General features: G+C 73.5%; 25 protein-coding genes. 9 read left to right on the forward strand and 16 right to left on the reverse strand.

Annotation, left to right across the window (positions count from 1 at the left end):
* The first annotated feature begins 26 nt into the window (after positions 1 to 26).
* Positions 27 to 1835, forward strand: a complete 1809-nt coding sequence (locus ACZ7MY_RS07520; protein ID WP_499600321.1) for a thiamine pyrophosphate-requiring protein — start codon at positions 27 to 29, stop codon at positions 1833 to 1835.
* Entirely contained in the window at positions 1832 to 2956 is a 1125-nt protein-coding gene (locus ACZ7MY_RS07525; protein ID WP_499600322.1) for an enolase C-terminal domain-like protein, read from the forward strand. Before ACZ7MY_RS07520 ends, ACZ7MY_RS07525 begins: the two co-directional genes overlap by 4 nt.
* 46 nt (positions 2957 to 3002) lie before the next feature.
* Here ACZ7MY_RS07525 and ACZ7MY_RS07530 read toward each other — a convergent pair whose 3' ends face one another.
* From ACZ7MY_RS07530 to ACZ7MY_RS07555, 6 genes are all read right to left on the reverse strand, one after another.
* The gene (locus tag ACZ7MY_RS07530) at positions 3003 to 3842 is read right to left on the reverse strand and encodes a helix-turn-helix transcriptional regulator (protein ID WP_499600323.1); all 840 of its coding nucleotides are present in this window, start codon (positions 3840 to 3842) and stop codon (positions 3003 to 3005) included.
* 164 nt (positions 3843 to 4006) lie between these two features.
* The gene (locus ACZ7MY_RS07535; protein WP_499600920.1) at positions 4007 to 4762 is read right to left on the reverse strand and encodes an SDR family NAD(P)-dependent oxidoreductase; all 756 of its coding nucleotides are present in this window, start codon (positions 4760 to 4762) and stop codon (positions 4007 to 4009) included.
* Positions 4763 to 4937: 175 nt separating this feature from the next.
* The gene (locus ACZ7MY_RS07540; protein WP_499600324.1) at positions 4938 to 5942 is read right to left on the reverse strand and encodes an ABC-2 membrane transporter-related protein; all 1005 of its coding nucleotides are present in this window, start codon (positions 5940 to 5942) and stop codon (positions 4938 to 4940) included.
* A complete protein-coding gene (locus ACZ7MY_RS07545) occupies positions 5939 to 6865 on the reverse strand; it encodes an ABC transporter ATP-binding protein (RefSeq protein ID WP_499600325.1) in 927 nt (308 codons plus the stop codon). Before ACZ7MY_RS07545 ends, ACZ7MY_RS07540 begins: the two co-directional genes overlap by 4 nt.
* Before the next feature lie 41 nt (positions 6866 to 6906).
* Positions 6907 to 7167, reverse strand: a complete 261-nt coding sequence (locus tag ACZ7MY_RS07550; protein WP_499600326.1) for a hypothetical protein — start codon at positions 7165 to 7167, stop codon at positions 6907 to 6909.
* A 227-nt stretch (positions 7168 to 7394) separates the two neighbouring features.
* A complete protein-coding gene (locus ACZ7MY_RS07555) occupies positions 7395 to 8036 on the reverse strand; it encodes a hemerythrin domain-containing protein (RefSeq protein WP_499600327.1) in 642 nt (213 codons plus the stop codon).
* A 72-nt stretch (positions 8037 to 8108) separates the two neighbouring features.
* Here ACZ7MY_RS07555 and ACZ7MY_RS07560 point away from each other — a divergent pair, with 72 nt between their 5' ends.
* On the forward strand, positions 8109 to 8732 hold the full coding sequence (locus tag ACZ7MY_RS07560; RefSeq protein WP_499600328.1) for a TetR/AcrR family transcriptional regulator: 624 nt from the start codon (positions 8109 to 8111) through the stop codon (positions 8730 to 8732).
* 18 nt (positions 8733 to 8750) lie between these two features.
* Here the strand turns inward: ACZ7MY_RS07560 and ACZ7MY_RS07565 are convergent, their stop codons facing one another.
* The 4 genes from ACZ7MY_RS07565 to ACZ7MY_RS07580 all read right to left on the reverse strand — a co-directional run bounded on the left by ACZ7MY_RS07565 (position 8751) and on the right by ACZ7MY_RS07580 (position 12158).
* Positions 8751 to 9617, reverse strand: a complete 867-nt coding sequence (locus ACZ7MY_RS07565; RefSeq protein ID WP_499600329.1) for a helix-turn-helix domain-containing protein — start codon at positions 9615 to 9617, stop codon at positions 8751 to 8753.
* Positions 9618 to 9943: 326 nt separating this feature from the next.
* Entirely contained in the window at positions 9944 to 10069 is a 126-nt protein-coding gene (locus ACZ7MY_RS07570) for a hypothetical protein (protein WP_499600330.1), read from the reverse strand.
* Between the two features lie 129 nt (positions 10070 to 10198).
* Positions 10199 to 11173, reverse strand: coding sequence for an NAD(P)H-dependent flavin oxidoreductase (locus ACZ7MY_RS07575; RefSeq protein ID WP_499600331.1), 975 nt, complete (start codon positions 11171 to 11173; stop codon positions 10199 to 10201).
* Positions 11174 to 11273: 100 nt separating this feature from the next.
* A complete protein-coding gene (locus ACZ7MY_RS07580; RefSeq protein ID WP_499600332.1) occupies positions 11274 to 12158 on the reverse strand; it encodes a helix-turn-helix domain-containing protein in 885 nt (294 codons plus the stop codon).
* A 197-nt stretch (positions 12159 to 12355) separates the two neighbouring features.
* Between ACZ7MY_RS07580 and ACZ7MY_RS07585 the strand changes: the two genes are divergently transcribed.
* Together ACZ7MY_RS07585 and ACZ7MY_RS07590 are read left to right on the forward strand one after the other, a co-directional pair.
* Positions 12356 to 13408: an NAD(P)-dependent alcohol dehydrogenase gene (locus tag ACZ7MY_RS07585; RefSeq protein WP_499600333.1), complete on the forward strand. Its 1053-nt coding sequence runs from the start codon at positions 12356 to 12358 to the stop codon at positions 13406 to 13408.
* Between the two features lie 122 nt (positions 13409 to 13530).
* Positions 13531 to 14505, forward strand: coding sequence for a helix-turn-helix domain-containing protein (locus ACZ7MY_RS07590; protein ID WP_499600335.1), 975 nt, complete (start codon positions 13531 to 13533; stop codon positions 14503 to 14505).
* Between the two features lie 16 nt (positions 14506 to 14521).
* Here the strand turns inward: ACZ7MY_RS07590 and ACZ7MY_RS07595 are convergent, their stop codons facing one another.
* From ACZ7MY_RS07595 to ACZ7MY_RS07605, 3 genes are read right to left on the reverse strand one after another with little or no spacing between them, the layout of a single operon-like run.
* A complete protein-coding gene (locus ACZ7MY_RS07595; protein ID WP_499600921.1) occupies positions 14522 to 15652 on the reverse strand; it encodes a DSD1 family PLP-dependent enzyme in 1131 nt (376 codons plus the stop codon).
* Between the two features lie 32 nt (positions 15653 to 15684).
* A complete protein-coding gene (locus ACZ7MY_RS07600; RefSeq protein WP_499600336.1) occupies positions 15685 to 16692 on the reverse strand; it encodes an ornithine cyclodeaminase family protein in 1008 nt (335 codons plus the stop codon).
* A gap of 11 nt (positions 16693 to 16703) precedes the next feature.
* Positions 16704 to 17378, reverse strand: coding sequence for a helix-turn-helix transcriptional regulator (locus ACZ7MY_RS07605; RefSeq protein ID WP_499600923.1), 675 nt, complete (start codon positions 17376 to 17378; stop codon positions 16704 to 16706).
* Between the two features lie 304 nt (positions 17379 to 17682).
* Here ACZ7MY_RS07605 and ACZ7MY_RS07610 point away from each other — a divergent pair, with 304 nt between their 5' ends.
* Positions 17683 to 17886: a hypothetical protein gene (locus tag ACZ7MY_RS07610; protein WP_499600337.1), complete on the forward strand. Its 204-nt coding sequence runs from the start codon at positions 17683 to 17685 to the stop codon at positions 17884 to 17886.
* Positions 17887 to 17915: 29 nt separating this feature from the next.
* On the opposite strand, the gene ACZ7MY_RS07615 is transcribed toward ACZ7MY_RS07610, so the two are convergent.
* A complete protein-coding gene (locus tag ACZ7MY_RS07615) occupies positions 17916 to 18131 on the reverse strand; it encodes a hypothetical protein (RefSeq protein WP_499600338.1) in 216 nt (71 codons plus the stop codon).
* 91 nt (positions 18132 to 18222) lie between these two features.
* Entirely contained in the window at positions 18223 to 18612 is a 390-nt protein-coding gene (locus ACZ7MY_RS07620) for a winged helix-turn-helix transcriptional regulator (protein WP_499600339.1), read from the reverse strand.
* 554 nt (positions 18613 to 19166) lie between these two features.
* Here ACZ7MY_RS07620 and ACZ7MY_RS07625 point away from each other — a divergent pair.
* Positions 19167 to 20861: a SpoIIE family protein phosphatase gene (locus ACZ7MY_RS07625; protein WP_499600340.1), complete on the forward strand. Its 1695-nt coding sequence runs from the start codon at positions 19167 to 19169 to the stop codon at positions 20859 to 20861.
* Between the two features lie 191 nt (positions 20862 to 21052).
* Positions 21053 to 21616 (forward strand): hypothetical protein, encoded by a 564-nt coding sequence (locus ACZ7MY_RS07630; RefSeq protein ID WP_499600341.1) that lies wholly within the window; start codon positions 21053 to 21055, stop codon positions 21614 to 21616.
* Positions 21617 to 21757: 141 nt separating this feature from the next.
* Here ACZ7MY_RS07630 and ACZ7MY_RS07635 read toward each other — a convergent pair whose 3' ends face one another.
* The gene (locus ACZ7MY_RS07635) at positions 21758 to 22249 is read right to left on the reverse strand and encodes an SPW repeat protein (protein ID WP_499600342.1); all 492 of its coding nucleotides are present in this window, start codon (positions 22247 to 22249) and stop codon (positions 21758 to 21760) included.
* 309 nt (positions 22250 to 22558) lie between these two features.
* Between ACZ7MY_RS07635 and ACZ7MY_RS07640 the strand changes: the two genes are divergently transcribed.
* Positions 22559 to 25933, forward strand: a complete 3375-nt coding sequence (locus ACZ7MY_RS07640) for a S8 family peptidase (RefSeq protein ID WP_499600343.1) — start codon at positions 22559 to 22561, stop codon at positions 25931 to 25933.
* The last annotated feature ends 122 nt before the right edge of the window (positions 25934 to 26055 follow it).

Raw genomic sequence — 26055 nt, forward strand, 5'->3', positions numbered from 1 at the left:
ATCCGAACCAGGAAGGTGATTTCCCCGTGTCCATCAAGGTCTCCGACTACATTCTGCAGCGACTGCGGGAATGGGACGTCGACCACGTCTTCGCCTATCCGGGTGACGGCATCAACGGACTGCTCGCCGCCTGGGGGCGGGCGGACGACAAGCCACGGTTCGTGCAGGCCCGTCACGAGGAGATGGCCGCCTTCCAGGCGGTGGGCTACGCCAAGTTCTCCGGCAGGGTCGGCGTCTGCGCGGCCACCTCCGGCCCCGGCGCCATCCACCTGCTGAACGGCCTGTACGACGCGAAGCTCGACCACGTTCCGGTCGTGGCGATCGTCGGGCAGACCAACCGCAGTGCCATGGGCGGCTCTTACCAGCAGGAAGTGGATCTGCTGAGCCTGTTCAAGGACGTCGCCTCGGAGTACGTCGAGATGGTGACCGTCCCCGAGCAGCTGCCCAACGTCATCGACCGCGCCATGCGGGTGGCGGCTGCGAAACGCACCGTCACCGCCGTGATCATCCCGGCCGACGTCCAGGAACTCGACTACTCCCCGCCCGGGCACGCGTTCAAGATGGTGCCGTCCAGCCTGGGAATGCCGTCCTTCGCGCCCGTCCCCGGCGATGCCGACCTGGACCGGGCGGCCGAGGTGCTCAACGCGGGCGAGAAGGTGGCGATGCTGATCGGCCAGGGCGCGCGCGGCGCCCGGCCGGAGGTGGAGCAGCTGGCCGACACCCTGGGCGCGGGTGTGGCGAAGGCACTGCTCGGCAAGGACGCGCTCTCCGACGAACTGCCCTACGTCACGGGGGCGATCGGCCTGCTGGGCACGCGGCCCAGCTACGAGCTGATGCAGGACTGCGACACCCTGCTGGTCATCGGCTCCAGCTTCCCCTACACGCAGTTCCTGCCGGAGTTCGGCAAGGCCCGCGCGGTGCAGATCGACATCGACCCGTTCATGGTGGGCCTGCGCTACCCGTTCGAGGTGAACCTGGTCGGCGACGCCAAGTCGACGCTGACGCGGCTGCTGCCGCGGCTGAAGCGCAAGAAGCACGGCAGTTGGCGGAAGAAGATCGAGAAGGACACGGCCCGCTGGTGGGAGGTCATGGAACGCCGCGCCGGTGTCGCGGCGGACCCGATCAACCCCGAGTTCGTGGTGCACGCCCTGGACGCGCTGCTGCCCGAGGACGTCGTCCTGGCCGCCGACTCCGGTTCCGCGGCCAACTGGTACGCCCGGCACTTGCGGATGCGCGGCGGCATGCGCGGTTCCCTGTCCGGCACGCTCGCGACGATGGGTCCTGGTGTGCCGTACGTGATCGGCGCGAAGTTCGCCCACCCGGACCGGCCGGCGATCGCGCTCGTCGGCGACGGGGCGATGCAGATGAACGGGATGGCCGAACTCATCACCGCCGCCAAGTACTTCCGCGACTGGTCCGACCCCCGGATGGTCGTCGCCGTCCTCAACAACGGCGACCTCAACCAGGTGACCTGGGAGATGCGAGCCATGTCCGGCGCCCCGCAGTTCCTGCCCTCGCAGGACCTGCCGGACGTCCCCTACGCGGACTTCGCGCGCTCCGTCGGACTGGACGGCATGCGCGTGGAGAAGCCGGACGAGGTCGAGGACGCCTGGAAGCGGGCGCTGGCCGCGGACCGGCCCTTCGTCCTGGACTTCCGCACCGACCCGGCCGTCCCGCCGATCCCGCCGCACGCCACGCTCGACCAGATCGAGGCGGCGGCCGCCTCCGTCCTCAAGGGCGACTCCGACCGGGCCGCGATGGTCCGCCAGGGCTTCAAGGCGAAGGTCCAGGAAATGCTGCCCGGCCGGGGACGCCAAGGACACGGCGACCAGTGAGCCCGGCCGCCGCCCCCGACGCTCCCGCGGTGGACGCCGTGGAGGCCTCGGCGTACGCGGTGCCCACCGACGCGCCCGAGGGCGACGGCACCCTGACCTGGGACGCCACCACCCTCGTGCTCGTCCGGGTGCGCTCGGGTGCCACCACCGGGACCGGCTGGACGTACGGCGCGCCCGCCGCCGCCGAGGTCGTCACGGGGCAGCTCGCGCCGGTCGTGGCCGGCACCGGCGCCTGGGACGTGCCCGCGGCGAACGAGGCGATGTGCCGGGCGGTCCGCAACGCGGGCCTGCCCGGCCTGGTGGCGGGAGCCGTCTCGGCGGTGGACATCGCCCTGTGGGACCTCAAGGCCCGACTGCTGGACGTGCCCCTCGTGGCGCTCCTCGGCCGGGCGCGGAACGAGGTGCCGGTCTACGGCAGCGGCGGGTTCACCACATACGACGACGCCCGGCAGGACCGGCAGTTGCGCGGCTGGACCGAGGAGCAGGGCATCCCCCGGGTCAAGATCAAGATCGGGCAGTCCTGGGGCACCGCCGAGGACCGCGACCGCGACCGCCTCGTCCGGGCCCGGCGCAGCGTCGGCGACTCCGCGGCGCTCTACGCGGACGCCAACGGAGCGTACGGGGTGAAGCAGGCCGTCGAAATGGGCGGCTTCCTGCACGACCTGGGGGTCACGTGGTTCGAGGAGCCCGTCTCCTCCGACCACCTGACGGGCCTCGCGGACGTGCGCTCGCGAATCGTGCCGGAGGTCGCGGCGGGCGAATACGGCTACACCCTGCCGTACTTCGGGCACATGCTGCGGGCCGGGGCGGTGGACTGCCTGCAGGCGGACGCGACCCGCTGCGGCGGCCTGACCACCTGGCTGCGCGTGGCGGCGCTGGCCCACGCCTTCGGGGTGGACCTGTCCGGGCACTGCGCCCCGCACGTCCACGCCCACACGGCCGCGGCGGTACCGAACCTGCGCCACCTGGAGTGGTTCCACGACCACGTCCGGATCGAGCGGATGCTCTTCGACGGCACCCTAGACCCCGGCGGCGGCGCCGTCTCCCCCGGCGCCGACGGCGCACCCGGCCTGGGCCTGTCCTTCCGCGACGGCCGTGCGGAACCGTACCGGGTGCGCTGAAGCGCCGTGGCGTCCTCCGTCCGCACCGGGCCCGACCGGCCCCCGCTCAGATCCCCGGCGGGCGGTCGCCGACGACGGGGAGGAGCCGCAGCTTCTCGTGGCTCTCCGAGCCCGGGGTGGCGGTGTAGACGAGCAGGGACTGGGCCTGGTCGGCGTCGTACAGCACCTCGCACTGCAGCTCCAGCAGGCCCAGTTCGGGGTGGACGATCCGCTTGACCTCGCCGCAGCGCACACCGATCTCGTGCGCCTGCCACAGCGCCTGGAACTCCGGGCTCCGCGCGAGCAGGTCCTCGACGAGGGCCCCGGCGCGGGAGTCCGCGCCGAGCCGGGAGTAGACGGCACGCAGGTCGGCGACGAACCGGCGGGCCAGCCCCGGGCGGTCGTCCTCGTGGTAGGCCACCCGGGCGGCCGGGTCGGTGAACCAGCGGTAGACCATGCTGCGGGCCGGTCCGGTGAAGCGCGTCTCGTCGCCGATCAGCGCGACGGACAGCCGCGTCTGCAGCAGGGTCTCGCCCAGCGCGGTGGTCACCTGGGCCGGGGTGTCGGCCAGCCGGTCCAGGATGCGCAGCATGCCCGGGCTCACGTGGTCGGCGCCCGGGACCCGGCTGGGGGTGTTGTGCCCGGCCAGCCGGAACAGGTGGTCGCGTTCGTCCAGGGACAGCCGCAGCCCCCGGGCGATGGCCGCGAGCATCGGCTCGGACGGCTGCGGGCCGCGCCGCTGCTCCAGCCGGGCGTAGTAGTCCGTGGACATGCCGCACAACGCGGCGGCCTCCTCCCTGCGCAGGCCGCGGGTGCGCCGGCGGGGGCCGCGCGGCAGGCCTACGTCCTCCGGCTGGAGCGCCTCCCGCCGGGTGTGCAGGAAGTCCGCCAGTTGTGCTCGGTCCATGGGGGATCTGTCCTCGTCGCGTTGGAGCGGCCGGGGGCACCCGGCCGCTCGGTCCGAAGGGTACGCCCGGCCGGCGGCGGGCGGCGGGGGCCCGGGCTCGGTGGGCTTCCGGCGGGGGCCCGGCCGGGGACGGCCGGAAGCGGGACGGCCGGGCCCCGCGGGGGTCAGAGCAGCGTGCCGCCGGAGGCCTCGACGCGCTGGCCGGTGATCCAGCCGGTGCCCGGTGCCAGCAGCGCGGCGACCACCGGCCCGATGTCCTCCGGCTCCGCCACGCGGCCGAGCGCCGCCCGGGAGGCCATCACGGCGCGCAGTTCCTCGTCGTCACGGATCGCGCCGCCCGCGAAGTCGGTCGCGACCGGCCCCGGTGCGACCGCGTTGACGCTGATACGCCGCGGGCCCAGCTCCTTGGCCAGGTACCGCGTGTACGTCTCGACGGCCGACTTGACCGCCGCGTACACCGACCAGCCCTCTCCCACGAAGCGGGTCAGCGCGGTCGAGGTGTTCACGATCCGGCCGCCGTCCGCGAGCAGCGGGAGCAGTTCCTGGGTGAGGAAGAACACCCCCTTGAAGTGCACGTCGACCATCACGTCGAAGGTCTCCGCCCCGGTGGCGCCCAGCGGGGAGAACGCCGAGGAGCCCGCGTTGTTGACGAGGAAGTCGAAGGTCTCGCGTCCCCACGTGGCGCGCAGGGTGCCGGCCAGGGTCCGGGCGAAGGCGGGAAGGTCCTCGAAGGCGGTGGTGTCCAGCCGCAGCGCCGCCGCCTTGCGGCCCATCGCGGTCAGTTCCTCCACCACCTCCGCGGCCTCCTTCTCGTTGCCGCGGTAGGTGAGGACGACGTCCGTCCCCGCGGCGCCCAGCGCGAGGGCGGTGGCCCGGCCCAGCCCCCGGTTGCCGCCGGTGATCACCGCGATCGTGTTCACGCTCATGTCCAGCTCTCCTGATTCCTCGGTCCGCGGCCGGGGCCCGGTCGGGCCCCGAACCGCTCACCACCAGGTTCGGCGCGGACGCGGCGCCGATGAAGGCAGCACCGATCCAGGGAGCGCCGGTCCCCCTTTGGGCCCGTGCGGGGCCTTCGAAGGGGACCGGCCGCGGCGATCAGGCCGGGTTCCTGCGGGTCCACCACAGGGACAGGGCGATGAGCACGACGCCCAGGGCCAGGCACAGGCCCGTCGCCGTCCACTGCAGCGGCCACAGATCCGATGCCGGGTGGTACTCCGCCCAGCGGCCGGTGATGCCGCGGGAGGCGAAGCACCCCTTGATGTCCTTGCTCGCGTAGCAGTCCCAGGCCTCGGCCACGCGGTGCCCGTCCTTGGCCAGGGGGCCGTCCGCCAACTGCCAGGCGTTGCCGGGGACCGGCGGTTCGTTGGTGTGCTGCGCGTACTCCGTGCGGATGGGCCACAGGTACGGCCGGACCGCCTCGACGAAGGCGAACAGCCCCGCGCCGGCGACGAGTGTGGCGGCCATGGCCAGGACGGTACGGCGCAGGACGAGCCCCAGGGTCGCCCCCAGCAGGTAGAGCAGGACGCTCATGCCGACCACGACGGGCCCCACCCCGTAGAACGGGTACCACTGGTGCCAGGGGAACATCGGCCCCATCGTCTGGGCGACGGGGTGCCACCACCACGTCATCGCGGCGGCGATGACACCGCTGACGACGACGGTCATGGCGAGCGGCACGCCCAGCTTCGCCGCGAACCAGCGCGTCCGGGTCACCGACTGGGTGGCCACCGTGCGGTACGTCCCCGACTCCAGCTCCTGCGCGAACTGCGGCCCGCCGAGGAAGAGGCCGAAGAGGAACGGCAGCAGCAGCATGGCCTGCAGCGGCCGCCGCATCGGGAACTGGTACTGCTGGCCGAAGGTGTTCAGCCTGCCGAGGCAGGGGGTCGTGAACTCGTGGCCGTGGCAGGCCTCGAGGTGCTGCGCGGTGACGGCCGCGGCGGCGTGCTGGTGCTGTACGGCCGCGTAGACGGCGACGGCCGCCGCGACCGCCAGTCCGGTCCAGAAGGCGGTGCGGTTCTGCCGCCAGATCAGCCAGGTCAGTCCGCGCAGCCGCGGCCCGCGGCGAACGACGGTGCGGGGGCGGGCGGTTGCGGTGCTCATGCGGCCACCTCGATGCCGTCGGCGACCTGCGCGCTGGGGGTGAGGAGGGCGGGCGCGTCGGGCGTCCGGAGGTAACCGAGCACCAGTTCCTCGAGGGTGGGGGTGCGCAGGCCGGCGTCGGCCGCCGGCGCGCGGGTCGTCCGGACGAGCGTGCTGCCGCCGTCGCCGGCGTCCTGGCCGCCGGAGGTGGCGATGACCTGGTGGGCGTCCGGGTCCAGTTCCTGCCGCCGGCGCGCGGTGAGCTGCCGGTGCCCGGCGAGGAGGAGGTCCACTTCGCCCGCCAGCCGGACGGTGCCGTTGTTGACGAGCACGAGGTAGTCGCAGGCGCTCTCCAGCTCGGAGACCAGGTGCGAGGACATCACGACCGTCGAACCGTGCCGCCGGGCCTCGGCCCGCAGGATGTCGGTCATCTGGTGGCGCACCAGGGGGTCGAGGTCGGCCATCGGCTCGTCCAGGAGCATCAGCCGGGGACGCTTGCCCAGGGCGAGGGCGAAGGCGACGCGGGTGGCCTGGCCGCCGGAGAGGGTGCCGATCCTGGCGTCCAGGGGGACCCCGCCGGCGTCGATGACGGACTCGGCGGTCTCCTGGTGCCAGGTGGGGTTGAGCTCCCGGCCCATGCGCAGGATCTCGCCGACGCGGAACCGCGGGTAGAGGGCCTTCTGCTGGCTCAGGAACGCAGTGCTCCGGCGGGCCTCGACGCTGCCGGGACGGTGCCCGGACAGCGTGATGGTGCCGGTGGTCGGTGCGATCAGGTCGGCGGCCAGGGACAGCAGGGTGGTCTTGCCCGCGCCGTTGGGGCCGACGAGCGCGCAGACGCGGCCGGCGGGCAGGCGGAACGAGGTGTCGCGCAGCGCCCACCCGCGGCGGTAGCGCCGGCCCAGCCCGACGGTCTCGATGGCGGGGAGGTTGGGGGAATCGGTCATGACGTGGTGGCCCGTGTGGTCTTCCTGTCCTGCTCCGTCGGTCAGTGGTCGTGGGCGGCCGGGGCCGTGCGGTGACGGAGGCGCCAGAGCACGGTGAGCAGCGCGCCGCCCACGGCGACGAGGACCAGGTGGGGCAGTCCGGGGACGGGCAGGGCGGCGCCCCACAGCGTCAGGTGGGCCAGGAGGCGTCCGGTGAGGGGCACGGCGCCCAGCAGCAGGAGCGCGAGGCCGGCGAGACCGACGAGCACCGGTGCGGCGCGCTGGATGAGGGGGGCGGTGTGCGGGTGCGGGGTTCGGTTCATGTCCCCGAAGCTATGGCGCGGGCCGGGGGCCGGGCTTCGGCAGAAAGTCTGCGTTCCGTGGGCGACGGAAGTCGCGGAGGTGCTGGGCACCTATACCTTCGGCTATCCCCCCGTCCGCCCGCCCTTGCCCGCCCGGCGTGTGCCGGACGCGCCCCGGGCGCACCCTGGAAGTGCGGCCCCGCTCCGGCTTGCCGAATCCGCCCTCGGAGCGGGGCCGCGCCGCGGGATCAGCCCTCTGCGCCGCGCAGGGTCCGGAGGTCGTCCGCCGCCTGCGCGCGCATGGCGGGCAGCAGCGGCCGCACCGGCTCCGGCAGGGCCGCGAGCATCAGCCCGACCTCCTCGGGGGTGCCCACCTCGTCGAGGAGGCCGATCATGAGGTGGCCGGCCACGGGCGGCGTCGTGGCGATCACCCGCTGCGAGAAGTCGGCCCAGTACTCGGGCGTGACGTGCTCGCGCAGGGCGGGGAAGAGGACGGGCTCCTCGTGGGCCAGGTGCGCGTGCACGGTGTCGCGTACGGCGACGGCCGCCTCGTGCAGGGCGGTGCGGGCCCCGTCCGCGTCGTCGCCGAGCGCGACGGCCGCGAGCCGGTCGAGGGCCTCGTCGAGCTGGTCGTGTTCCGCGCTGAGTTCCTTCAGCGCGACCGCGGTGGCCGGCGCCGTCGCGACGATCCGCGGCCACAGGTCCTCGTCCTCGGTCTCGTGGTGGTGGCGCAGGTTCACCACGAGGAAGTCCCTCAGCTGGGCCAGGGCGCCCAGGGGTGCGGAGGGGCGGAGCGCCGCCTCCGCCAGCAGCGCGGTGCCCACGCGGTGGACCTCGTGGGCGAGCCGGGTCTCGATGACGGCCATGGGCTCGTGCGGGGAGTGGTTCATGGAGCGGAACATATTCATTAGAGGAAATTATTGTCAATATAATCACTTACGGTGGAGGGGTATGCTGCGTCGGTGACGAGCCGGAAGTACCACTCCCCCCTCCGCGCCCACTCGGCGGCCGCCACACGCGAAGCGATCCTGGGCGGCGCGCAGGCGCTGTTCCTGGCGCGGGGCTACGCCGGGGTGACCATCGGGGAGATCGCGGAGGCGGCGAAGGTCGCCGTGCCGACGGTGTACAGCAGCGTGGGCAACAAGCCGAAGATCCTCACCGCCCTGCTGGAACCGGCCCTCACCGACCCCGCCATCGCCGACTCCCTGACCGCCGTCGACGCCAGCGACGACCCGCGCGCCGTGGTCGAGCTGACCGCCGAGGGCACCCGGCTCACGCACGAACGCCACTGGGAGCTGGTGTACGGGCTCTTCTACCGGGACCCGCCGGGGGAACCGGCCGTCAAGGCGGTGCTCGACAAGGGGGCGGACGACTACGTCCAGGCCCTGACCCGGGTCGCGAACCGCCTCGCGGCGCTCGATGCGCTCCGTACGGAGCTGAGCCGCGCCGAGGCCGCCGACCTGCTCTGGTTCCACCTCGGCCCGCACGCGTGGATCACCCTCGTCGGCGAACGCGGCTGGACCTTCGACCGCGCCCAGGACTGGACGGCGCGCGCCGCGCGCCGGGAACTGCTCCGGCGGCCCTGAGGCGGCCGCTCCCGCCCGTCAGTCCGCGGGCGTCGCGGAGAGCGCCCGGTCGGCGGCCCACGAGGCGAGGATGCGCAGCCCGTCGTGGGTGGGCGAGCCGACCTCGGCGGTCCAGATCACGAGCTTCTGGTCGGGGTCGGTGGTGGCGGTCAGCGTGTCCCAGTCCAGGGACAGCTCGCCGGCCACCGGGTGGTCGAGCACCTTGGTCCCGACGGTGAGCGTGGCCACGTTGTGGGCGGCCCACCACGTACGGAAGTCCGCGTCCCGCGCGGACAGTTCCCCGACGAGCGCGGTCAGCCCGGGATCGCCCGGATACCGGGCCGCCTCCATGCGCAACTGGGCCACACAAGAACGGGCGATGGTCCTCCAGCCGGTGTACAGCGTCCGCATGGCGGGGTCCGTGAACAGGATCCGGGGGTAGTTGCGCCGCGCCTCCGGCAACTTACCGAAGTCGGTGATGAGCGCCGCCGCGAGGGTGTTCCAGCCGATGACGTCCATGCGCCGACCGAGCACCATCGCCGGGACCGCGGTGAGGTCGTCCAGGAGCCGACGCAACTGCGGCTGGACCTTCTGGCGCGCGTGGCGCCGGGGGCGCGCGGTCTCCTTGCCGGCGAGGCCGAAGAGGTAGTCGCGCTGGTCCTCGTCGAGGTGGAGGGCCTCGGACAGGGCGACCAGGACCGGGGCGGAGGCCTGCATCCGGCCCTGCTCCAGGCGCGTGTAGTAGTCGGTGGAGATCGCCGCGAGCCGGGCGACCTCCTCCCGCCGCAGCCCGCTCACCCGGCGGTTCCCCTCGCCGTCGGGCAGGCCCACCGTCCGGGGGCTGAGCTCGGCCCGGCGTGCCTTGAGGAACTCGCCCAACTCGTTGAGCCGTGCGTCCGGGGCCATGGATCCAGTGTGGCACCGGCACGGGCACCGCCCGGCGGGGACGCTCCCTCCCGGGACGGTCTCCCCGGGGGGCGCCACCCTGGACGGCGCTGAATCCGTGGCGCCCGGCCGAGGCCCGGCCGACCGGTCCACCGGGGACGTGGTTCGACGTGGTCCACGCGGGCTCCGGGCCCTCGCGGATGCGCGCGAACACGGGGCGCTTCTCCCCGGCACCCACCTGCCCGGGCGACGACCGCCCGGCGACCACCTGGCCGGAGAAGGTCCGCAAGGAGCAGTACGGCGCTCCGCGCACCCGGAGCCGCTGAACCCCGCCTCCGCCTCCCGGCTCACAGGCCGGCGTCGGCGAGGACGCGGCGCATCCGCTCGGGCGGCAGGGCGCAGTGCGCGGCGGCCTCGGAGGCCGGTTCGTCCCAGCCGAGTCGCGTGCGGATCCGGTGCGTCGACGAACCCACGCGGCGCGCGGGACGGCAACCCGCGCCGGCACTCGGCGCCCTGACAAGCACCGACTCGAACGCCCCATGACGCGCCGCCCCGGTACACCACCACGGCCGTCCACCATGGTGGCTCGTCATGCGTCCAACCTACCGACGGGGCACGGGCTTTCCGTCGGTCAGTGCGGCCAGGACGGCTTCCGCCTCCCGCAGGACGCCGCGCAGGATGTCGCCGGCGGGGCGGATGTCGTGGACGAGTCCGGCCGACTGGCCCGAGAACGGCAGGTATTCGTCGCCGCGTCCGCGGCGGATCGCCGCCAGCAGGCGCGGTACGGTCTCGCCGGGGTCGACCCGTTCGGGGTGGTCGCGGAGGGTGTCCACGAGTTCCGTGCGCAGTGCGCGCGGGACGCCGGTGCTGCCGGGCCGGGAGTAGGGCGGCAGGACCCGTTCGCTGTTGAGCGCCTTGACGGCGTCCCCCGAGTCCGCGTCGACGATCCGCCGCTTCCACTCGTCGGAGACGTTCATCTCGGTGGACGCCAGGAACCGCGTGCCCATCGCCACGCCCTGGGCGCCCAGGGCGAAGGCCGCCGCGACGCCGCGCCCGTCGGCGATGCCACCCGCGGCGACGACCGGGGTGTCGCCCGCCATGTCGACGACCTGCGGCACCAGCACCATCGTGCTGACGTCGCCGCCGTGTCCGCCCGCTTCGCCGCCCTGCGCGACGACGACGTCGGCTCCCGCTTCGAGGGCCTGGGCCGCCTGGCGGGCGTCGGTCACCTGCTGGATCCACGTGATGCCCGCGGCGTGGGCCCGGGCGATCAGGTCGTCCGGTACGGCCAGGTGGAAGGAGATGGCGGCGGGGCGCGCGTCGAGCGTGGCCTGGAAGGCCTCCTCGTCGAACGGTCGCGTGGTGTGGTTGATCGCGAAGGGGCGGCCGGTGAGTTCACGCAGCCTCGCCCACTGCTCCCGGAGCCCGGGGACGGTCCGCGCCGCGGTGCCCATGCTGCCGAGTCCCCCCGCCTCGCAGACGGCGGCCGCCAGGGCCACCTCGTCCCAGGGACCGAACGGAGCGCAGACCACCGGCCTCTCGATGCCGAGCAGTTCGCACAGGGGGGTGTTGAACATGCCGACCTCCGGCGCCACGACGATCCTGGAGGCCGCGGCCGTACGGCCTCGGTCTGTCCCAGTATGCGCCTTTCACTCCGGCCCCACGTGGCGTGGCGGACTACGGGCGGATGCCCCGGGCCCGCTGCTCGTCCCCCTCGGTGGAGGGGGCGTTCCAGCTGGCCAGGATGCGCAGCTTCTCCTCCGACGGGGATCCGCGGTCCGCCCTGTAGACGACGACGCTCTGGCCCTTGCCGCCGGGCAGCGCCATCGCCTCGTAGTGCAGGGTCAGCTCGCCGACCGTCTCGTTGCGGAACCTCTTCACCCCGTAGGAGTGCTCGTAGAGCCGGTACTCCGCCCAGTACCGCGCGAAGTCCGGGGACGCGACCGCGATCTCCCCCACGAGCTGCTCCAGCACCGGGTCCGCGACGCGGTCCGCCGCCACCCGCCGCAGCGCCGCCGCGACCTGCGGCGCGATCGTGTTCCAGTCGGCGTAGACGGCCCTGGCCCGGGGGTCGAGGAACGTCCAGCGGGCGAGGTTGCGCTCCTTGACGGGCATGGCGTCGAAGTCGGCGAGGAGCAGCTTGGCGGCGTGGTTGACCGCCAGCACCTCCAGACGAGGTCCGTGGACCATGGCGGGCAGGTCCAGGGCGTGCACCATGGCGACGACGCCGGGCCTGGCCTTCACGGCGGGCGGCGTCGCGGGGGTGGGGGTGGGCCGGCTCCCCGCGTTCCGTACCAGCGTGCGGAAGTGCGCGCACTCCAGTGGGTCGAGCTGCAGGGCCCTCTCGACCGCGCCGAGGACCTCCTCGGAGATCCGGCCGATCCGCCCCTGCTCCAGCTTGGTGTAGTAGGCCACGCTCACACCCGCGAGGGCCGCGACCTCCTCCCGCCTGAGTCCCGGTACCCGTCGGCTGCCGAGGCCGACGGGCAGTCCCGTCCGCCCGGGGTCGATCGCCGCCCGCCGGGTGACGAGGAAGTCCCGCAGGGCCCGCTCAGCGTCCATACCCCAGGTATAGCCGAGGCGCGCGCCCGCGGGGCGACGAAGGTGGCTCTGCGAGTAGCACCCTCGGCACGGTCACGCTGCCCCTTCGCCGGGGGCCCCGCGCCTGGTGCAGTCGAAGGGGAGGACCTCCCGGAAGTCCCTCGCGGTGACCCTCCGGACGTCCTCACCGACCGATCCCGACCCACCAGGAGACACGCATGCCCTTCGCCGTTGCCGCCCTCGCCGCCGCCGGTCCCGACGCACCCGTGGAACCCACCACCGTCGAGCGCCGCGACCCGGGCCCCCACGACGTCGTCGTCGACATCGCCTACACCGGCATCTGCCACACCGACATCGCCCTCCTGCGCAACCACTGGATGGAGGGCCTGTTCCCCATGGTCCCCGGGCACGAGATCACCGGGACCGTCGTCGCGGCCGGCCCCGGCGTCACCCGCCACGCGGTCGGTGACCGGGTGGGCATCGGCTGCTACGTCGACTCGTGCCGCACCTGCGAGAACTGCCTCGCCGGCCATGAGCAGCACTGCCTGGAGGGCGAGGTGCTCACCTACGGCGCGCTCGACCACGACGGGCGGCCCACCTTCGGCGGCTACAGCCGCAGGATCGTCGTGGACGAGAACTACGCCCTCCGCGTCCCCGACGGCCTCGGTCTGGACGTCGCCGCCCCGCTGCTGTGCGCCGGGGTGACGATGTACGCGCCCCTGCGCCGCTGGGGCGCGGGGCCCGGCAGGAAGGTCGCGGTCGTCGGCATGGGCGGGCTCGGCCACATCGGCGTGAAGCTCGCGCACGCGATGGGCGCCGAGGTCACCGTCCTCAGCCGGAGCCTGTCCAAGCGCGAGGACGGCCTTCGGTTCGGCGCCCGCGACTACGTCTCCACCGAGGACGCGTCCTGGTTCCGCGACCACGCGCGCGGCTTCGACCTGATCGTCAACACCGTGTCGGGCAGCATCGACACCGACGCGTACCTCGGCCTCCTGCGCCTCGACGGCGTGCTCGTCAACGCCGGGGTCACCGCCGGGCCCGCCTCCTACCAGGGCATGCTGCTCGGCGCACAGCGCCGGATCATCACCTCGACGAAGAACGGCAGCCTCCGCGAGTGCCAGGACATGCTGGACTTCTGCGCGCGCCACGGCATCGCCGCGGACATCGAGACCGTGCCCGCGGACGGGGTCAACGGCGCCATCGACCGGCTGGGCCGCGGCGACGTGCGCTACCGCTTCGTGATCGACCTCGCCACCCTCGGGCAGGGCTAGGCGGCCCCTCGACCAGTCCGATCAAAGTTCAGCAAAACCACCAAGAATGGATCATTTGCCGCAGTACGGTGGGAATCCGTCGCCCAATGCAGGCTCCGCGACCGGTTCAGGAGGAAGCCCGCATGGCAGATCGACTTGACGTGGCGTCGCTGGCTCCCGGCGATCGAGCGAATGCGATCCGTGAACTCTCGGGGTTCGTCGTCAACGGCCGCGCGGAGGTGGACCTTCCGTCGGACCCGAATCGCCAGCGGGCTCACGCGAGCACCAGCGCGCTCGGCTCGGTGAAGGTCTCGGAGATCGGCTGGAACGTGACCCGCATCCGGCGCACCGATGCCCCGGCGGACGGGGACACGGTGCCGCAGATCCTCGTCTCCATCCGGGAAGCGGGGGTCTCCCAGTTCCACCAGGCGGGCCGGCACGGACTGATAAGGGCCGGGGATCTCATGGTGCTCGACAACGCGAAGCCCTACGAGGTCTTGTTCCACGGCCCAGTACGTGGAGTTCTGGTGAGCGTTCCCACGCACGTCCTGGGGCTGCGGCCGTCCCTGCTCGATCGGATCACGGCTGGTCCGCTCAGTTCGGAGCGGCCGGCCGTGGGCGCCACAGCGGCGTTCTTCACCCGACTGGCTCGCCATCGGGGCGCTGCCGGTGAAGCCGAGACCGTCCTGATCACGGAACCCGGTGTCGACCTGATCAGGGCCGTGGTCACCATGGCCCTGTACGGGGACGACCTGACCGGAAGTCTGCTGAACAGCACTCTTCTTGAGCGTGTCCAGGAATACGTGCGCCTCCATTTGGCAGACCCCGATCTGACGGCCGAACGTATCGCGGCAGAGCACGACGTTTCCGTGCGCTGGCTCTACCTGACCCTGTCCCGAGCGGGAATCACCCTGGGTGAATGGATCAGGACCCAGCGCCTCGAAGAATGCAGGAGGGAACTGGCGTCGCCAGTGCATCGGTTCATGACGATCGAGGCCATCGCCCACCGGTGGGGGTTCGCCGGCGCACCCCACTTCAGTCGCGTCTTCAAGACGGCGTACGGCATGAGCCCCCGCGACTTCCGGTCGGGTCGCAGTGGGCTTCCACCGGAGACATGACGGCGCCCGGGGGAGGTCACCAGCCGGTGATGCGGGGCCAGCGCGCGCGGATCACGGGGGCGGGCTCCGTGCCCTTGCCGCTGTCGACGACGTGGTAGCCGTGGTGCTGGGCGGCGGTGGCACAGGCGTGGTTGGGCAGGATGCGCAGCCGGGTGCCGACCGGCAGGTCGGGCAGGCCGGTTCCGTCGCGAGCGGTGAGGGTGCCGTGTTCCTGGCTCGCGGCCGTCATGACCAGGTTCGGAATGAGGTGGCCGGCCATGTCGGTGACCAGACCGTAGCCCTGGTCCTGGGCCTGGGCGGCGGTGCCGCGGTCGCGGGACATGGCCATCCAGCCGCCGTCGGTGACGATCCACCCGTACTCGGGGCGGTGGCCGATGACGGTGACGACCACCGACAGGGCGAGGTCCTGCACCTGGCAGACGTCGAGGCCGGCCATCACCAGGTCGAAGAACACGTAGTTGCCGGCCCGCAGTTCGGTGACCCCGGTGAGGTCCTCGGCCGCGTGCGCGGTGGGGGTGGAGCCGACGCTGACGCAGGCCACGGGCAGACCGGCCGCACGGAGACCTTCGGCTGCGGCAACCGCGGCGTCACGTTCGTTCCGCGCAGCCAGGCGCTGTTCTTCGGCGCTGTAGGCGTAGTACGACTCGCCCGCGTGGGTGAGCACGCCGTCGAGGCAGCGCGCGTCGTGCAGCATGCGGCCGATCTCGGTGAGGGCGGGGTCGTCGGGCTTGATGCCGCCGCGGTGGCCGTCGCAGTCGATCTCGATCTGGGCCGGGATGGGCAGGCCGGCCCGGCCGGAGGCTTCTGCGACGAAGGCGGCCTGCTCGATGCTGTCCAGCAGGACCCGCACGGTCACGCCGCGGCGCAGGAGAGCGATGACGCGGGGGAGCTTGTGGGGATCGATGCCGACGGCGTAGGTGATGTCGGTGTAGCCGCCGTCGGCGAACGCCTCGGCCTCGGCGAGGGTGGAGACGGTGACGGGACACGCGTCGCCGTCGTTCAGGAGCGCGGCGACGTCCAGGCTCTTGGCCGTCTTCATGTGCGGGCGCAGGGTGACCCCGAGCCGGCCGGCCCTGGCCCGCAGGCGCTCGATGTTGCGCAGGATCTTGTGCACGTCGACAACGGCGAACGGGGTGTCCGGATCCATCAGGGTCTGTGCGGCGGGGGCGGGGGTGGTGGTCACAGCGAGATGTCCATCTTCTTCAGGAGGGCCAGAGCCAGGTAGAGGTCTTGCAGTCCGATCCCGGAACTGTCGAAGACGGTGATGTCACGGTGGTCGGTGCGTCCTTGGGCGCGCTGGCTGAGGACCTCGCCGAGGGGGGTGAGGACGGTGTCCTCGGGTGCGTGCTGGCTCTCGCCCATGCGGCGTGCCTGCTCGGGCAGGTCGCAGAAGACCCGTGCGCGGGCGAACAGGGCGGGGGGCAGCTCCCGCTTTCCGGGGGCGTCGGCTCCCATGCAGGACAGGTGCGTGCCGGGGCGGACCCACTCGGCCTCGAACAGGGGCGGGTCCTCGGCCCGTGCGGTGGTGGCGGTGACGATCACGTCTGCGCTCGCGCAGGCTTCCTCGGCACCGGCCGCACGTGCTGCGCGTCCCTCTGCGGTGAGTGCGGCGGCCACGGCCGCGGCACGGGCCTTGTCGCGGCCCACGATCAGGGTCTCGCCGATCGGCCGGACCCGGGCGACGGCCCGCGCCTCATGGGCGGCCTGATGGCCGGTGCCGAAGACGGCAAGGGTGGCGGCGCCGGTGGGGGCGAGCAGGTCGACGGCGAGCGCGTCGGCCGCGGCGGTCCGGTAGGCGTTCGCGGTACCGAGCTCCAGGACGGCGGCGATCCGGCCGGTCCTCTGGTCGAGCAGCAGCACAGTGGAGTGGTGACGCGGCAGCCCACGTTGCAGGTTGTCCGGCCAGTAGGAGCCGATCTTCACCCCGGCGTGGGTCGCGGACGCGGACGGCTTGAGCGTGAACCGGTTGCGCGGATCGGAGCCGTGCACGGCCAGGGAAGGGAAGACCACGCCCTGCACCGACGCGGCGAAGGCCGCGCGTGCCGCTTCCAGAGCCAGCTCCTCGTCCACGAGCGCGGCCGTCTGTTCCTCGGGGATGAACAGCAGGCCGCGGCCCGCGTCCGACGGCGGGCCGGAACGGGGCGGAGGAGCAGGTGCGGAGGGTGCGGACGGTCCGGTGTCGGTCATGTACTGCCCCTCTACTTGGCGTAGTTGTAGACCGTGGCCCGGGACACGCCCAGCAGGTCCGCGATGGTCTGCGCGGCGTCGCGCCCCTCGAAGTAGCCCTCGCCCTGCAGCTGCCGGACGAGCGCCTTCTTGTCGTCCCGGCTCAGCGACCGGGGGGTGGCACCGCGCTCCGCGGCCAGCGCCTCCACCGTTCGGCGCAGCTCGCGCACGTTGCGGTCCCGCAAGTTCTCCAGCGGGTGCTCGCGGTGCTCGACATCGGTGGCCACGAGGTTCGACAACGCCAGCGTCACCGGCGACAGGACGGACACGTCGAGGTTCAGGCACAGGGCGGCGATGTACTGGCCCGCTGCGTTCTTGATGCCGATCGACGTGCTCTTCACCGGCCGACCGTCGGGAAACCGGTTGGGGTAGTTCTGGATCACGCTCGGGTACTGCGGATCCGCGATGCGGGCCAGGCCCAGCTCCGTGGCCGAATCCCCGACCTCCCGGCCGGAAAGGTTGTTCTCGATCACCCGGATCGCCTGCCGCGGGTCCCGCAGGTCGTGCAGCACCACCTCGCACAGCCCGGGAAACATGCGGCCCAAGGCCACAGCGATCTTCTCCGCCTCGCGGACGAGGTGCTCATCGCCCTCGGCCGCAGCAAGGGCCGCGGGACCCCTGCGGTCGCCCTCCGGCTCCTCGGCCACGGGATGCTCCACGGCCCACCCTCCTCAATGCTGGACTCACATTCCATCTTTAGACAATGATGCTAAGGCATTCTCCGAGCCGTGTTCAACCCCGCCGGGCCGTCGGCACTCGGGAACACAGCGACAGGGACCGGGGCACGAGCCGGTCGCGGCCGGGAGCAGCACGGTTGTCAGGGTTCAGCTGCCCACACGTCGCATCAACACCGTTGCGGGACTCGCCGGCGTGGCCGAATCCGGCGGCCTCCGCCACGCCGCCGGACCAGTCCGCGGTGCGTTCCCGCCGGTGACTGGGCAGGCTGGGGACATGCGCACCGAGGGGCCGCCGGTGATCGTGGAACCGCCGCTCGACGGGCGGAGGGTCGTGATCCGGGGAGACTACTTCGGCACCGCGTACTCGCTCTCGGACCTGCTGCGGTTCCTGTGGCTCGCCGGGTACGACGCCGGCGCGGTCAGCCTGACCGACCCCGCGCAGGTGGAGTGGCGCGGGGGCGGGCCGGAGGCGTGGTGAGGACGTGACGGGCGGACAGGCGGACGGGCTCAGCGGGGCGAGACGTAGCGCGAGCCGGGGCGCAGCCGCACGGCCCTGGCGCGCGGGGGAGCCTCGGGCCGGCCGGTCTGGCAGTCGGGGCAGAGTTCGTGTCGGCCCTGGTCGGTGACGACGGTGCCCCAGCTGAAGCACGCACCGCACCCGCGGGCCAGGTCGACGTCCGCTCGGGGAGTGGGGTAGGGGATTCCCTCGGCTCCTCGGGTCATGTGGCACCCCTCTGTGCTACCTCCGGAGATTTTGCGTAGTTATTACCCATCTGCCCCGGAATACACCCTTTCCGGGGCAGATCTTTCCTGATCAGGTTCTTCCGGTACGGCGCAGACGGCGCACGCTCCACTGCGCCAGCGGCTGCAGGGCGGCGATGAGCGCCTCGCCGTCCGGGGCCAGCTCGTAGCGGACCTGCACGGGGGTGCTCGGGATGACGGAGCGCACGATGAGGCCCTCGGCCTCGAGTTCCTTCAGCCGCTGGGCGAGCAGCCGGTCGGAGATGCCGGAGATGACGGCGCGGTACTCGCCGAAGCGGCGCGCGCCCTGGGACGCCGCGGACAGGATCGCCCCCGTCCAGCGGCGTCCGACGAGTTCGACCGCGCCCTGGAAGCTGGGGCACGCCTCGTCGTGGACGGAGCCGCGCTCCAGGCGCGGTACCGGCGGCCGGTGGCCGGCCGTCTCCTGGGATGCCGTGGTCATGCCTCGGAGCGTAGCCGCGTACGGCCGTGGGGCGGGGCGCCGTGCCTGGTCCCGCCGGTACCAGGACGGGCCCTCCCTGGCAGCCGGGGAGGCGCGCCCCGCGGCCTGGGACACGACCTGGCCGGCGCCCCGGACCGCACACCGCACCCACCACGACCACCGAGGACGACGCGCGGCACGACATCCGCAGGCCGCCGAGGGCGGCCCCGGCCGGCCCCGGCGTGCGGGGCTTCGCGACGGTCACCGCGATCGTGTTCACGCCATGGCGGCGAGCAGCACGCCGTCCCCGCTGTACGGCCTCCCCCAGCTGACCCCGGCCGGTGGCGCGAGCCGGTTCCGGTCCACGGCGCCGCGTCCGCCGCACAGGTGCCCAGGCCGGCGTAGTCGGCAGGGACCCGCGGCGGGCCGCCCCGAGGCGTCGTGCCCCGCGTCCCGTCGTGTCGGCCGCGGCCGGGTTCGCTCACGCGGGAGCATGGAGGGGCGGTCGCCGTCCACGGGCACGCCCCGCACGGGCCGGCGCCGCACGGCGAACAGGGTCGATCATGGAGGGCGCGGTGTCGGACGGGGCCGACGGGGGCCGGCGGTGGGCCTCCGAACCGGGTTTCTGGCGGCAGGTCGTCGACCATCTGGTGGTGTCACTGGTCGTCGTCGAACCGTCCGGGCGCGTCGTCGCGGTCAACCCGGCCGCCGAACGGCTGCTGAAGCGTACGGCCGAGGCCATGGCCGGCGAGGACTTCCACGACCTCGTGCACCGGCACGCGGACCCCGGGCGCACCGGGGCGCGGTGCGCGTTGCTCGAGGCACTGACCCGCGAGAGCGCGGGCCGCGCGGACGGCGACAGGTACCTGTGCGCCGACGGCAAGCTGGTCGAGGTCTCCTGGTCCGCCGCACCGGTGACGGACGGTGACTCGTTCAAGGGCACCGCGGTGGTGTTCGCCGCCCTCTCCGACGACCGCACCGAACGAGCCGAGCACATGCACGCGTTGGAGGACCTGACCGGCCGCCTGACGCTGGTCGCGCAGATCACCGCGGTGCTCAGCCAGACCCTGGAGACGGACGAGGCGCTCGCCCGCCTCGGGCGCCTGCTGATCCCGGGCCTGGCCGACTGGGTGGCGGTCGACCTGCTCGTCGGCGACGACGAGACGCACCGGGTGGCGGTGACCGGGCCCGACGGCCGGGACCGCGGGCAGGAGGGCTGGCGCGCCCGTCTCCCCTCCGCGGGTGAGTCGCGTTCCGCGCTGGTCCAGGCGGTGCGCGGGGCGGTGCCCGTGCTCCACGAGCAGGCCGGGGCGGCGGCACGTCCGGACTCCCCGCTGGCCGCGCTGCACAACGGCTTCCTGCAGTCGGTCGGGGCGGCATCGGCGCTCACCGTGCCGCTGGGCTCGGGAAAGCATGCCACCGGGGCGCTGACCCTGGTCCGCACCGACCCCGCCGTCCCCTTCGGCAACGACGAACTCCAGCTCGTCGTGGACATCGGGCGCCGGGTCGGCCAGGTGCTGGACAACACCCGCCGGTTCGGCCGCCAGCGGGACGTCGCCGAGGCGATGCAGCGCAACCTGCTCGCCCCGCTGCCCCGGCCCGGGCGGCTGCTCATGGCCGCCCGCTACGAGCCCGCACCCGCCGCTTCCCAGGTCGGCGGCGACTGGTACGACGCGTTCCAGCTCAAGGACGGCGTGACCGCGCTGGTCATCGGCGACGTCGTCGGCCACGACCTGACCGCCGCCGCGGGCATGGCCCAACTCCGCGGAATGCTGCGGTCCCTGGCCTACGACCGCACCGAGCCCCCCAGTGCCGTCGTCGACCGCCTCGACGAGGCCATGCTCGCGATCACCACCGTCCCCATGGCCACCCTCGTCCTCGCCCGCGTCGAGGGACCCCGCAACGGCCCGTGGACCCTGCACTGGACGAACGCCGGGCACCCGCCGCCGCTGCTGCTCACGCCGGACGGCCACGGGCGCTACCTCGACGAGGCGCGCGGCCCGCTGCTGGGCGCCCGCGTCGGCACCCGCGACCGCCGGCCCGACGCCGCCACCCCCCTGCCGCCCGGGTCCACGCTCCTGCTCTACACCGACGGCCTCGTCGAACTGCCCGGCGTCGACCTCGACACCGGACTCAGCCGGCTCCGCCGCAACGCCCTGGCGCTCGCCGACGAACCGCTGGAGGAGTTGTGCGACCAGCTCCTGGCCCGCATGCCGCCCGGCAACGTGGACGACATCGCCCTGCTCGCCCTGCGGCTGCCCCGGTCCTGAGCGCGGCCGGGGACGGCACATCACCCCTTCGGCTACCCAGCGTGCGCATATCGACACCAAAAGTGATCCTTGCTGTGGGTTCGTCCCTCATGACAGGACAGTCCCCGCCGCATACGGCGGGGTGGGCGGCACAGGCCGCCCGCGGAGAACCCATACCTGGAGGTGACGTGTTGTACCGAATAACCAGGCCCATGTCATCGGCACAGCGGCGCTTCGGCCTCGTCCGCGTGTGGACGGTCGCCGCGAGCGCGGCACTCGCGTCCTGCTTCGTGACGGGCACGGCGTACGCCGCCCCCGCGGACGGCGGCACCGCGGCGCCGAGCGCCGGGCAGCGGTCCATGCACCCGTGCTACCCGTATCCGACGCTCCCCAACTACTGCCTGAACCGTCCGGGCATCCCCGGCGTCCCGGGACCGCAGGGACCGGCCGGTCCCGCCGGTCCGCCCGGCCCGGCCGGGCCTGCCGGGCCCGCCGGACCTCAGGGCACCCCCGGCGTCCCGGGCGCCTCGGGCGGTCTCGCGGGCGCGAACACCCTGGTGCAGCTGTTCCCCGCCGACGGTCAGGACCACGCGCTGGCCTGCCCCGCCGGGCAGCTCGCCATCGGCGGTGGGTTCAAGGTCGTCACGGCCACGGTCGTGGGCAGCTTCCCGAGCGGGAATCCCTCCACCTCGTGGATCGTCAACGCGGTTCCCGCCGGGGTGGGCACCCCCGGCGTGTACGCGGTCGTCGTCTGCGCGAACAGGGCCACCCCCTGACATGAGCCGGCCGGGCCCGGTGCACCGCACGGTGCGCCGGGCCCGGCCGTGCCCGGACGGCACCGGGTCGCGCGTGCGCAAGGCGCCGCGTGGCCCGGGCCAGTTGTGCCGATCGGGCGCCCGGGGGACCGAAGCGGCCTCCTACACCTTTCCCAGGCCTCCCGTCGAACGCGACGCGTCGCGGTGACCGTGGCGGAGGCTGTCGGGACGGAGCGTCGCCGCCGCGAGAGCCAGGACCAGCCCGATCACGCCGACGACGACGTTGTTGGTGATGGTGCGGGTGGTGCTGACGTTGCCCGTGACGCACCAGGGCGAGATGATCGTCCACAGGGCGATCACCGCTGCCGCCCAGGCCCTGGAGTGGGTCCGCTCGAAGCCGCGTCCCACGCCTCCCATGAGGAGGGCGTACGCGATTCCGGCGATCAGGTTGTTCACGGCGATCGTCGACAGCGCGTTGAAGCCGAACAGTGAGTTGAAGCCCACGATCCACGGTGAAGCGGCCAGGTAGGTGCCGGTGAGCAGGCCCATGGCCGCGACGGCCTGACCGCGGTTGGTGGCGGTCGCGCGCTCGTAGTCCGCGCGCAGTTCGAGCAGATCGGGGTGCTGCTCGATGCCGGGTTGCGTCCGAGACATACGGACCATCTCCGTTCATTCCGAACATGTCACACAGTCCCCATACCCGCACTCGTGCGTCCGAGTCCCGTCGAGCGACGTTCCGGGCCGGTCGGTGCGATCCCGAAGGTGCGTGCCCGGGCCGCGGCGGCGGTCCGCCGGGTCCTGGCGTCACGTGCCACGGCGACGGCCTCCGGGCGAACCGGTCACGGGAGAACGGGAACCCGGCGGCCGGGATCGACAGGTAAGAGGCGACCACGTCAACCGCCCCGCGCGGTGTCCCCCTTCACCCACCGGCCGCTTCGCCGTGCCCGGTAAGAAAGGCATGCCTTGACACACCAGAGACGAGCGCCGGCTGCGGCGTTCGCCCCGCTCATCGCCGTCACCGTCGCCACGGCCCTACTGGGCGGAACGGCCGGCGTCGTGCAGGCCGCACCGTCCGACGGCGCGGCCCGTACCGGATCGCTTCCCGGGCCCGCACCGGGCGCCGGCGCCCCCGCCGCGCGGACGGTCACCCTCGTCACCGGCGACAAGGTGAGCCTGGACGGCGCCGGCCAGGTCGTCGGCGTCCGGGCCGCCGAGGGCCGGGAGGGCATCACTTTCCGCGTCTCCCGGGCGGCCGGCGGGCACACCGTCGTGGTGCCGCGCGACGCCGAGCGGCTGATCGCCGACGGCACCGCCGACCGGCAACTCTTCGACGTGACGAGGCTGGTGGGCTTCGGGTACGACGACGCCTCCCGCCCCGACGTGCCGCTGATCGTCAGCTACGCCAAGGGCCGCTCCGTCACGGCACGCTCGCTCTCGGCCGCCGGCGCCCGGGTCACCCGGGACCTGCCCAGCGTCAACGGCGACGCCCTGCGGGCCCCCAAGTCCGAGGCCGCCGCACTGTGGCGGACGCTCACCGGCAGCGGCGCGGAAGGGCGTTCCGCTCCCGCTGACACCTCCGCGGACGTCGAGAGGATCTGGCTGGACGGCACGTACGAGGCGAGCCTGGACCGGAGCACGGCGCAGATCGGCGCCCCCGCGGCCTGGGCGGCCGGCTTCGACGGCACCGGTGTCACCGTCGCCGTGCTGGACACCGGGGTGGACGCGACGCACCCGGACCTCCAGGGCCGCGTCGACGCGCAGGTGAACTTCTCCGATGCGCCGGACACCGTCGACCGCGTGGGCCACGGCACGCACGTGGCCTCGACCGTCGCGGGCTCCGGGGCCCGGTCGGGCGGGACGTACAAGGGCGTCGCGCCCGGGGCGCGCATCATCAGCGGCAAGGTCCTCGGCGACAGCGGATCGGGCAGCGCCTCCGGCATCATCGCCGGCATGCAGTGGGCCGTGGACCGCGGTGCAAAGGTCGTCAACCTCAGCCTCGGCATCGACGACTCCTCGGAGACCGATCCGGTCGAGCAGGCCGTGAACGAACTGTCGGCGGAGTCCGGCACCCTGTTCGTCGCCGCCGCGGGCAACAGCGGTCCCGGCGCGGGCACGATCGGTTCGCCGGGCAGCGCCGCCGCCGCGCTCACCGTCGGCGCGGTGGACCGTACGGACGCCGTCGCCGAGTTCTCCGGCCGCGGCCCCACGGCCGACGGCAGCCTGAAGCCCGACCTCACGGCCCCGGGCGTGGACATCGTCGCCGCGCGGGCCGCCGAGGGCACCGAGGGCGAACCGGCGGCCGACGGCTACGTGTCGATGAGCGGCACGTCAATGGCGACCCCCCACGTGGCCGGCGCCGCCGCGATCCTCGCCCAGCAGCACCCGGACTGGGACGGGGAGCGCATCAAGGCCGTCCTGACCGGTTCCGCCGTCGCCGCCCCCGGGCTCTCCGCGTACGCGCAGGGAACGGGCCGCGTGGACGTGCGGCGGGCCATCAGCCGGCAGGTGACCGGCAGCCCGCCCTCGCTGGGCTTCGGCACGGCGCGCTGGCCCCACACGGACGACGTGCCCGTCACCAAGGAGATCCTCTACCGCAACGACGGCGACCGTCCGGTGACCCTCGACCTGGCCACCGAGGCCTTCGGTGACGACGGGAAGCCCGCCGCCGAGGGCATGTTCACCGTCTCTCCGGCGCGCCTCACCGTGCCGGCGGGTGGCAGCGCGACCGCGGCCGTGACCGCCGACCCCCGCGCGGGCACCGCCGACGGTGCCTTCGGCGGCTCGGTGACCGCGACGGCCGGGGACACCACCGTGCGGACCGCGTTCGGCGTGCACCGCGAGGTCGAGTCGTACGACCTGACGGTCAGGCACCTGGACCTGCGGGGCGAGCCCACCGGGGACGCCGAGACGGGCGTGTACGGGCTGGACGGCGACATCTGGCGGGACTACGCCGACCCCGCGGACGGCGAGTTCACGGTGCGGCTGCCCAAGGGCCGCTACACGCTCGAGGGCCGCGTGGCCACCGGAGCCGGTCCCGACGACGGGGAACTGGCCCTGCTGCTGCACCCGAAGTTCACCCTGGACCGGGACACCACCCTGGTCATGGACGCCCGCGAGGCCCGGCCCGTCCGCATCACCGTGCCCGACCGCGAGGCCCGGCACACCGACGCCATGCTCAACTTCGGCGTCGCCGTCGACGGAGCGGGCTACACCGCCACGTACGTCATGCGCGGCTTCGACGACCTGCGGGTCGGACAGCTCGGGGCGCCCCTCCCGGCGGACGAGGCGTTCGCGCAGTACAACGGCACGTGGAACCACGGCCCGGTGAACTACCGGCCGGTCTGGAACCGCACCGGCGACCTCTCCGGATTCACCGCGCAACTGCGGCGCCAGGACTTCGCCGAACTGGCCGTCACCATCGGCGCACCCGCCCCGGGCAAGACCGGCAGCCTCAGCGCCGCTCCCCTGCTGCCCAACGGCTCGCTGTTCGACTTCTTCCCCGAGGAGGTCGCCCTGCCGCGCACCGTCACCGACTACGTCCTGCCGGGCGTGAAGTGGCAGTACGCCATCAGCCAGTACGGCGCGCCGGGCGCGGACGGCGAACCGCGCTGGGACAGCGGGCAGACCGTCACCCGCGCCAGGGCCTACACCGCGGGCAAGCGGTACGCGCAGCGGTTCAACGTCGGCGTCTTCGGACCGCACCTCTACGCCGCGGGCGGGGAGGCGACCGGCGCGATCCGTGCCGGCGACGACTTCAGCGCCTACGTGCCGCTGTTCTCCGACGGCGCGGGCCACGCGGGCGTCTCCGACTACACCGCGGCCCGGAGCGCGCTGTACGCCGACGGCACCCCGGTGTTCACCGCCGGCACACCCCTGAACGGGGACACCCACACCCTGCCGCCCGGGCGGCGGGCCTACCGGCTCACCACGGACGTCACCCGCGCCCGGTCGAACTCCGCGGTCAGCACCCGGGTCACCGCGGAGTGGACCTTCCACTCCGCCCACGTGGCCGGGGACGACGTCGCCTGGCTGCCGCTGTCGGCGGTGCGCTTCACGCCCGAGCTGGGGGCGGCCAGCACCGCCAGGGCGGGCAGGGCCTTCACCGTCCCGTTCACCGTCGAGGGCGCGGCCACCGCACGCACCGCGCGCAAGCTGGCGGTCTCCGTGTCGTACGACGAGGGGAGAACCTGGCGGCCCGCCGAGGTCGCCGACCGCGAGCGGCTCGAACTGCGCCACCCCGCCCGCCCGGGCACGGTCTCGCTGCGCGTCGTCCTCACGGACGCGCACGGCAACACGGTGCGGCAGACGATCTACCGCGCCTACCGGACCACCGCGTAGCCCTCCGCCCCCCGCGTGGGCCCCGGGCCGTCCGCCCGGGGCCCGCGCGCCGCCGCGAGCCCGTCACCGCGGCACCGCCGCCGGAGGGGCGGCGGTGCGGCCGGGCGGGCCGGGCCGTGGGG

The organism is Streptomyces sp. NPDC111520 (assembly GCF_055635295.1).

Bases quoted from the DNA above. Each gene is read 5' to 3' on its own strand.
- ACZ7MY_RS07530 (WP_499600323.1), bottom strand. From the start codon at position 3,842: ATGGACCGAGCACAACTGGCGGACTTCCTGCACACCCGGCGGGAGGCG.
- ACZ7MY_RS07540 (WP_499600324.1), bottom strand. From the start codon at position 5,942: ATGAGCACCGCAACCGCCCGCCCCCGCACCGTCGTTCGCCGCGGGCCG.
- ACZ7MY_RS07545 (WP_499600325.1), bottom strand. From the start codon at position 6,865: ATGACCGATTCCCCCAACCTCCCCGCCATCGAGACCGTCGGGCTGGGC.
- ACZ7MY_RS07550 (WP_499600326.1), bottom strand. From the start codon at position 7,167: ATGAACCGAACCCCGCACCCGCACACCGCCCCCCTCATCCAGCGCGCC.
- ACZ7MY_RS07555 (WP_499600327.1), bottom strand. From the start codon at position 8,036: ATGAACCACTCCCCGCACGAGCCCATGGCCGTCATCGAGACCCGGCTC.
- ACZ7MY_RS07565 (WP_499600329.1), bottom strand. From the start codon at position 9,617: ATGGCCCCGGACGCACGGCTCAACGAGTTGGGCGAGTTCCTCAAGGCA.
- ACZ7MY_RS07575 (WP_499600331.1), bottom strand. From the start codon at position 11,173: ATGTTCAACACCCCCCTGTGCGAACTGCTCGGCATCGAGAGGCCGGTG.
- ACZ7MY_RS07580 (WP_499600332.1), bottom strand. From the start codon at position 12,158: ATGGACGCTGAGCGGGCCCTGCGGGACTTCCTCGTCACCCGGCGGGCG.
- ACZ7MY_RS07585 (WP_499600333.1), top strand. From the start codon at position 12,356: ATGCCCTTCGCCGTTGCCGCCCTCGCCGCCGCCGGTCCCGACGCACCC.
- ACZ7MY_RS07590 (WP_499600335.1), top strand. From the start codon at position 13,531: ATGGCAGATCGACTTGACGTGGCGTCGCTGGCTCCCGGCGATCGAGCG.
- ACZ7MY_RS07595 (WP_499600921.1), bottom strand. From the start codon at position 15,652: ATGGATCCGGACACCCCGTTCGCCGTTGTCGACGTGCACAAGATCCTG.
- ACZ7MY_RS07600 (WP_499600336.1), bottom strand. From the start codon at position 16,692: ATGACCGACACCGGACCGTCCGCACCCTCCGCACCTGCTCCTCCGCCC.
- ACZ7MY_RS07610 (WP_499600337.1), top strand. From the start codon at position 17,683: ATGCGCACCGAGGGGCCGCCGGTGATCGTGGAACCGCCGCTCGACGGG.
- ACZ7MY_RS07615 (WP_499600338.1), bottom strand. From the start codon at position 18,131: ATGACCCGAGGAGCCGAGGGAATCCCCTACCCCACTCCCCGAGCGGAC.
- ACZ7MY_RS07620 (WP_499600339.1), bottom strand. From the start codon at position 18,612: ATGACCACGGCATCCCAGGAGACGGCCGGCCACCGGCCGCCGGTACCG.
- ACZ7MY_RS07630 (WP_499600341.1), top strand. From the start codon at position 21,053: ATGTCATCGGCACAGCGGCGCTTCGGCCTCGTCCGCGTGTGGACGGTC.
- ACZ7MY_RS07635 (WP_499600342.1), bottom strand. From the start codon at position 22,249: ATGTCTCGGACGCAACCCGGCATCGAGCAGCACCCCGATCTGCTCGAA.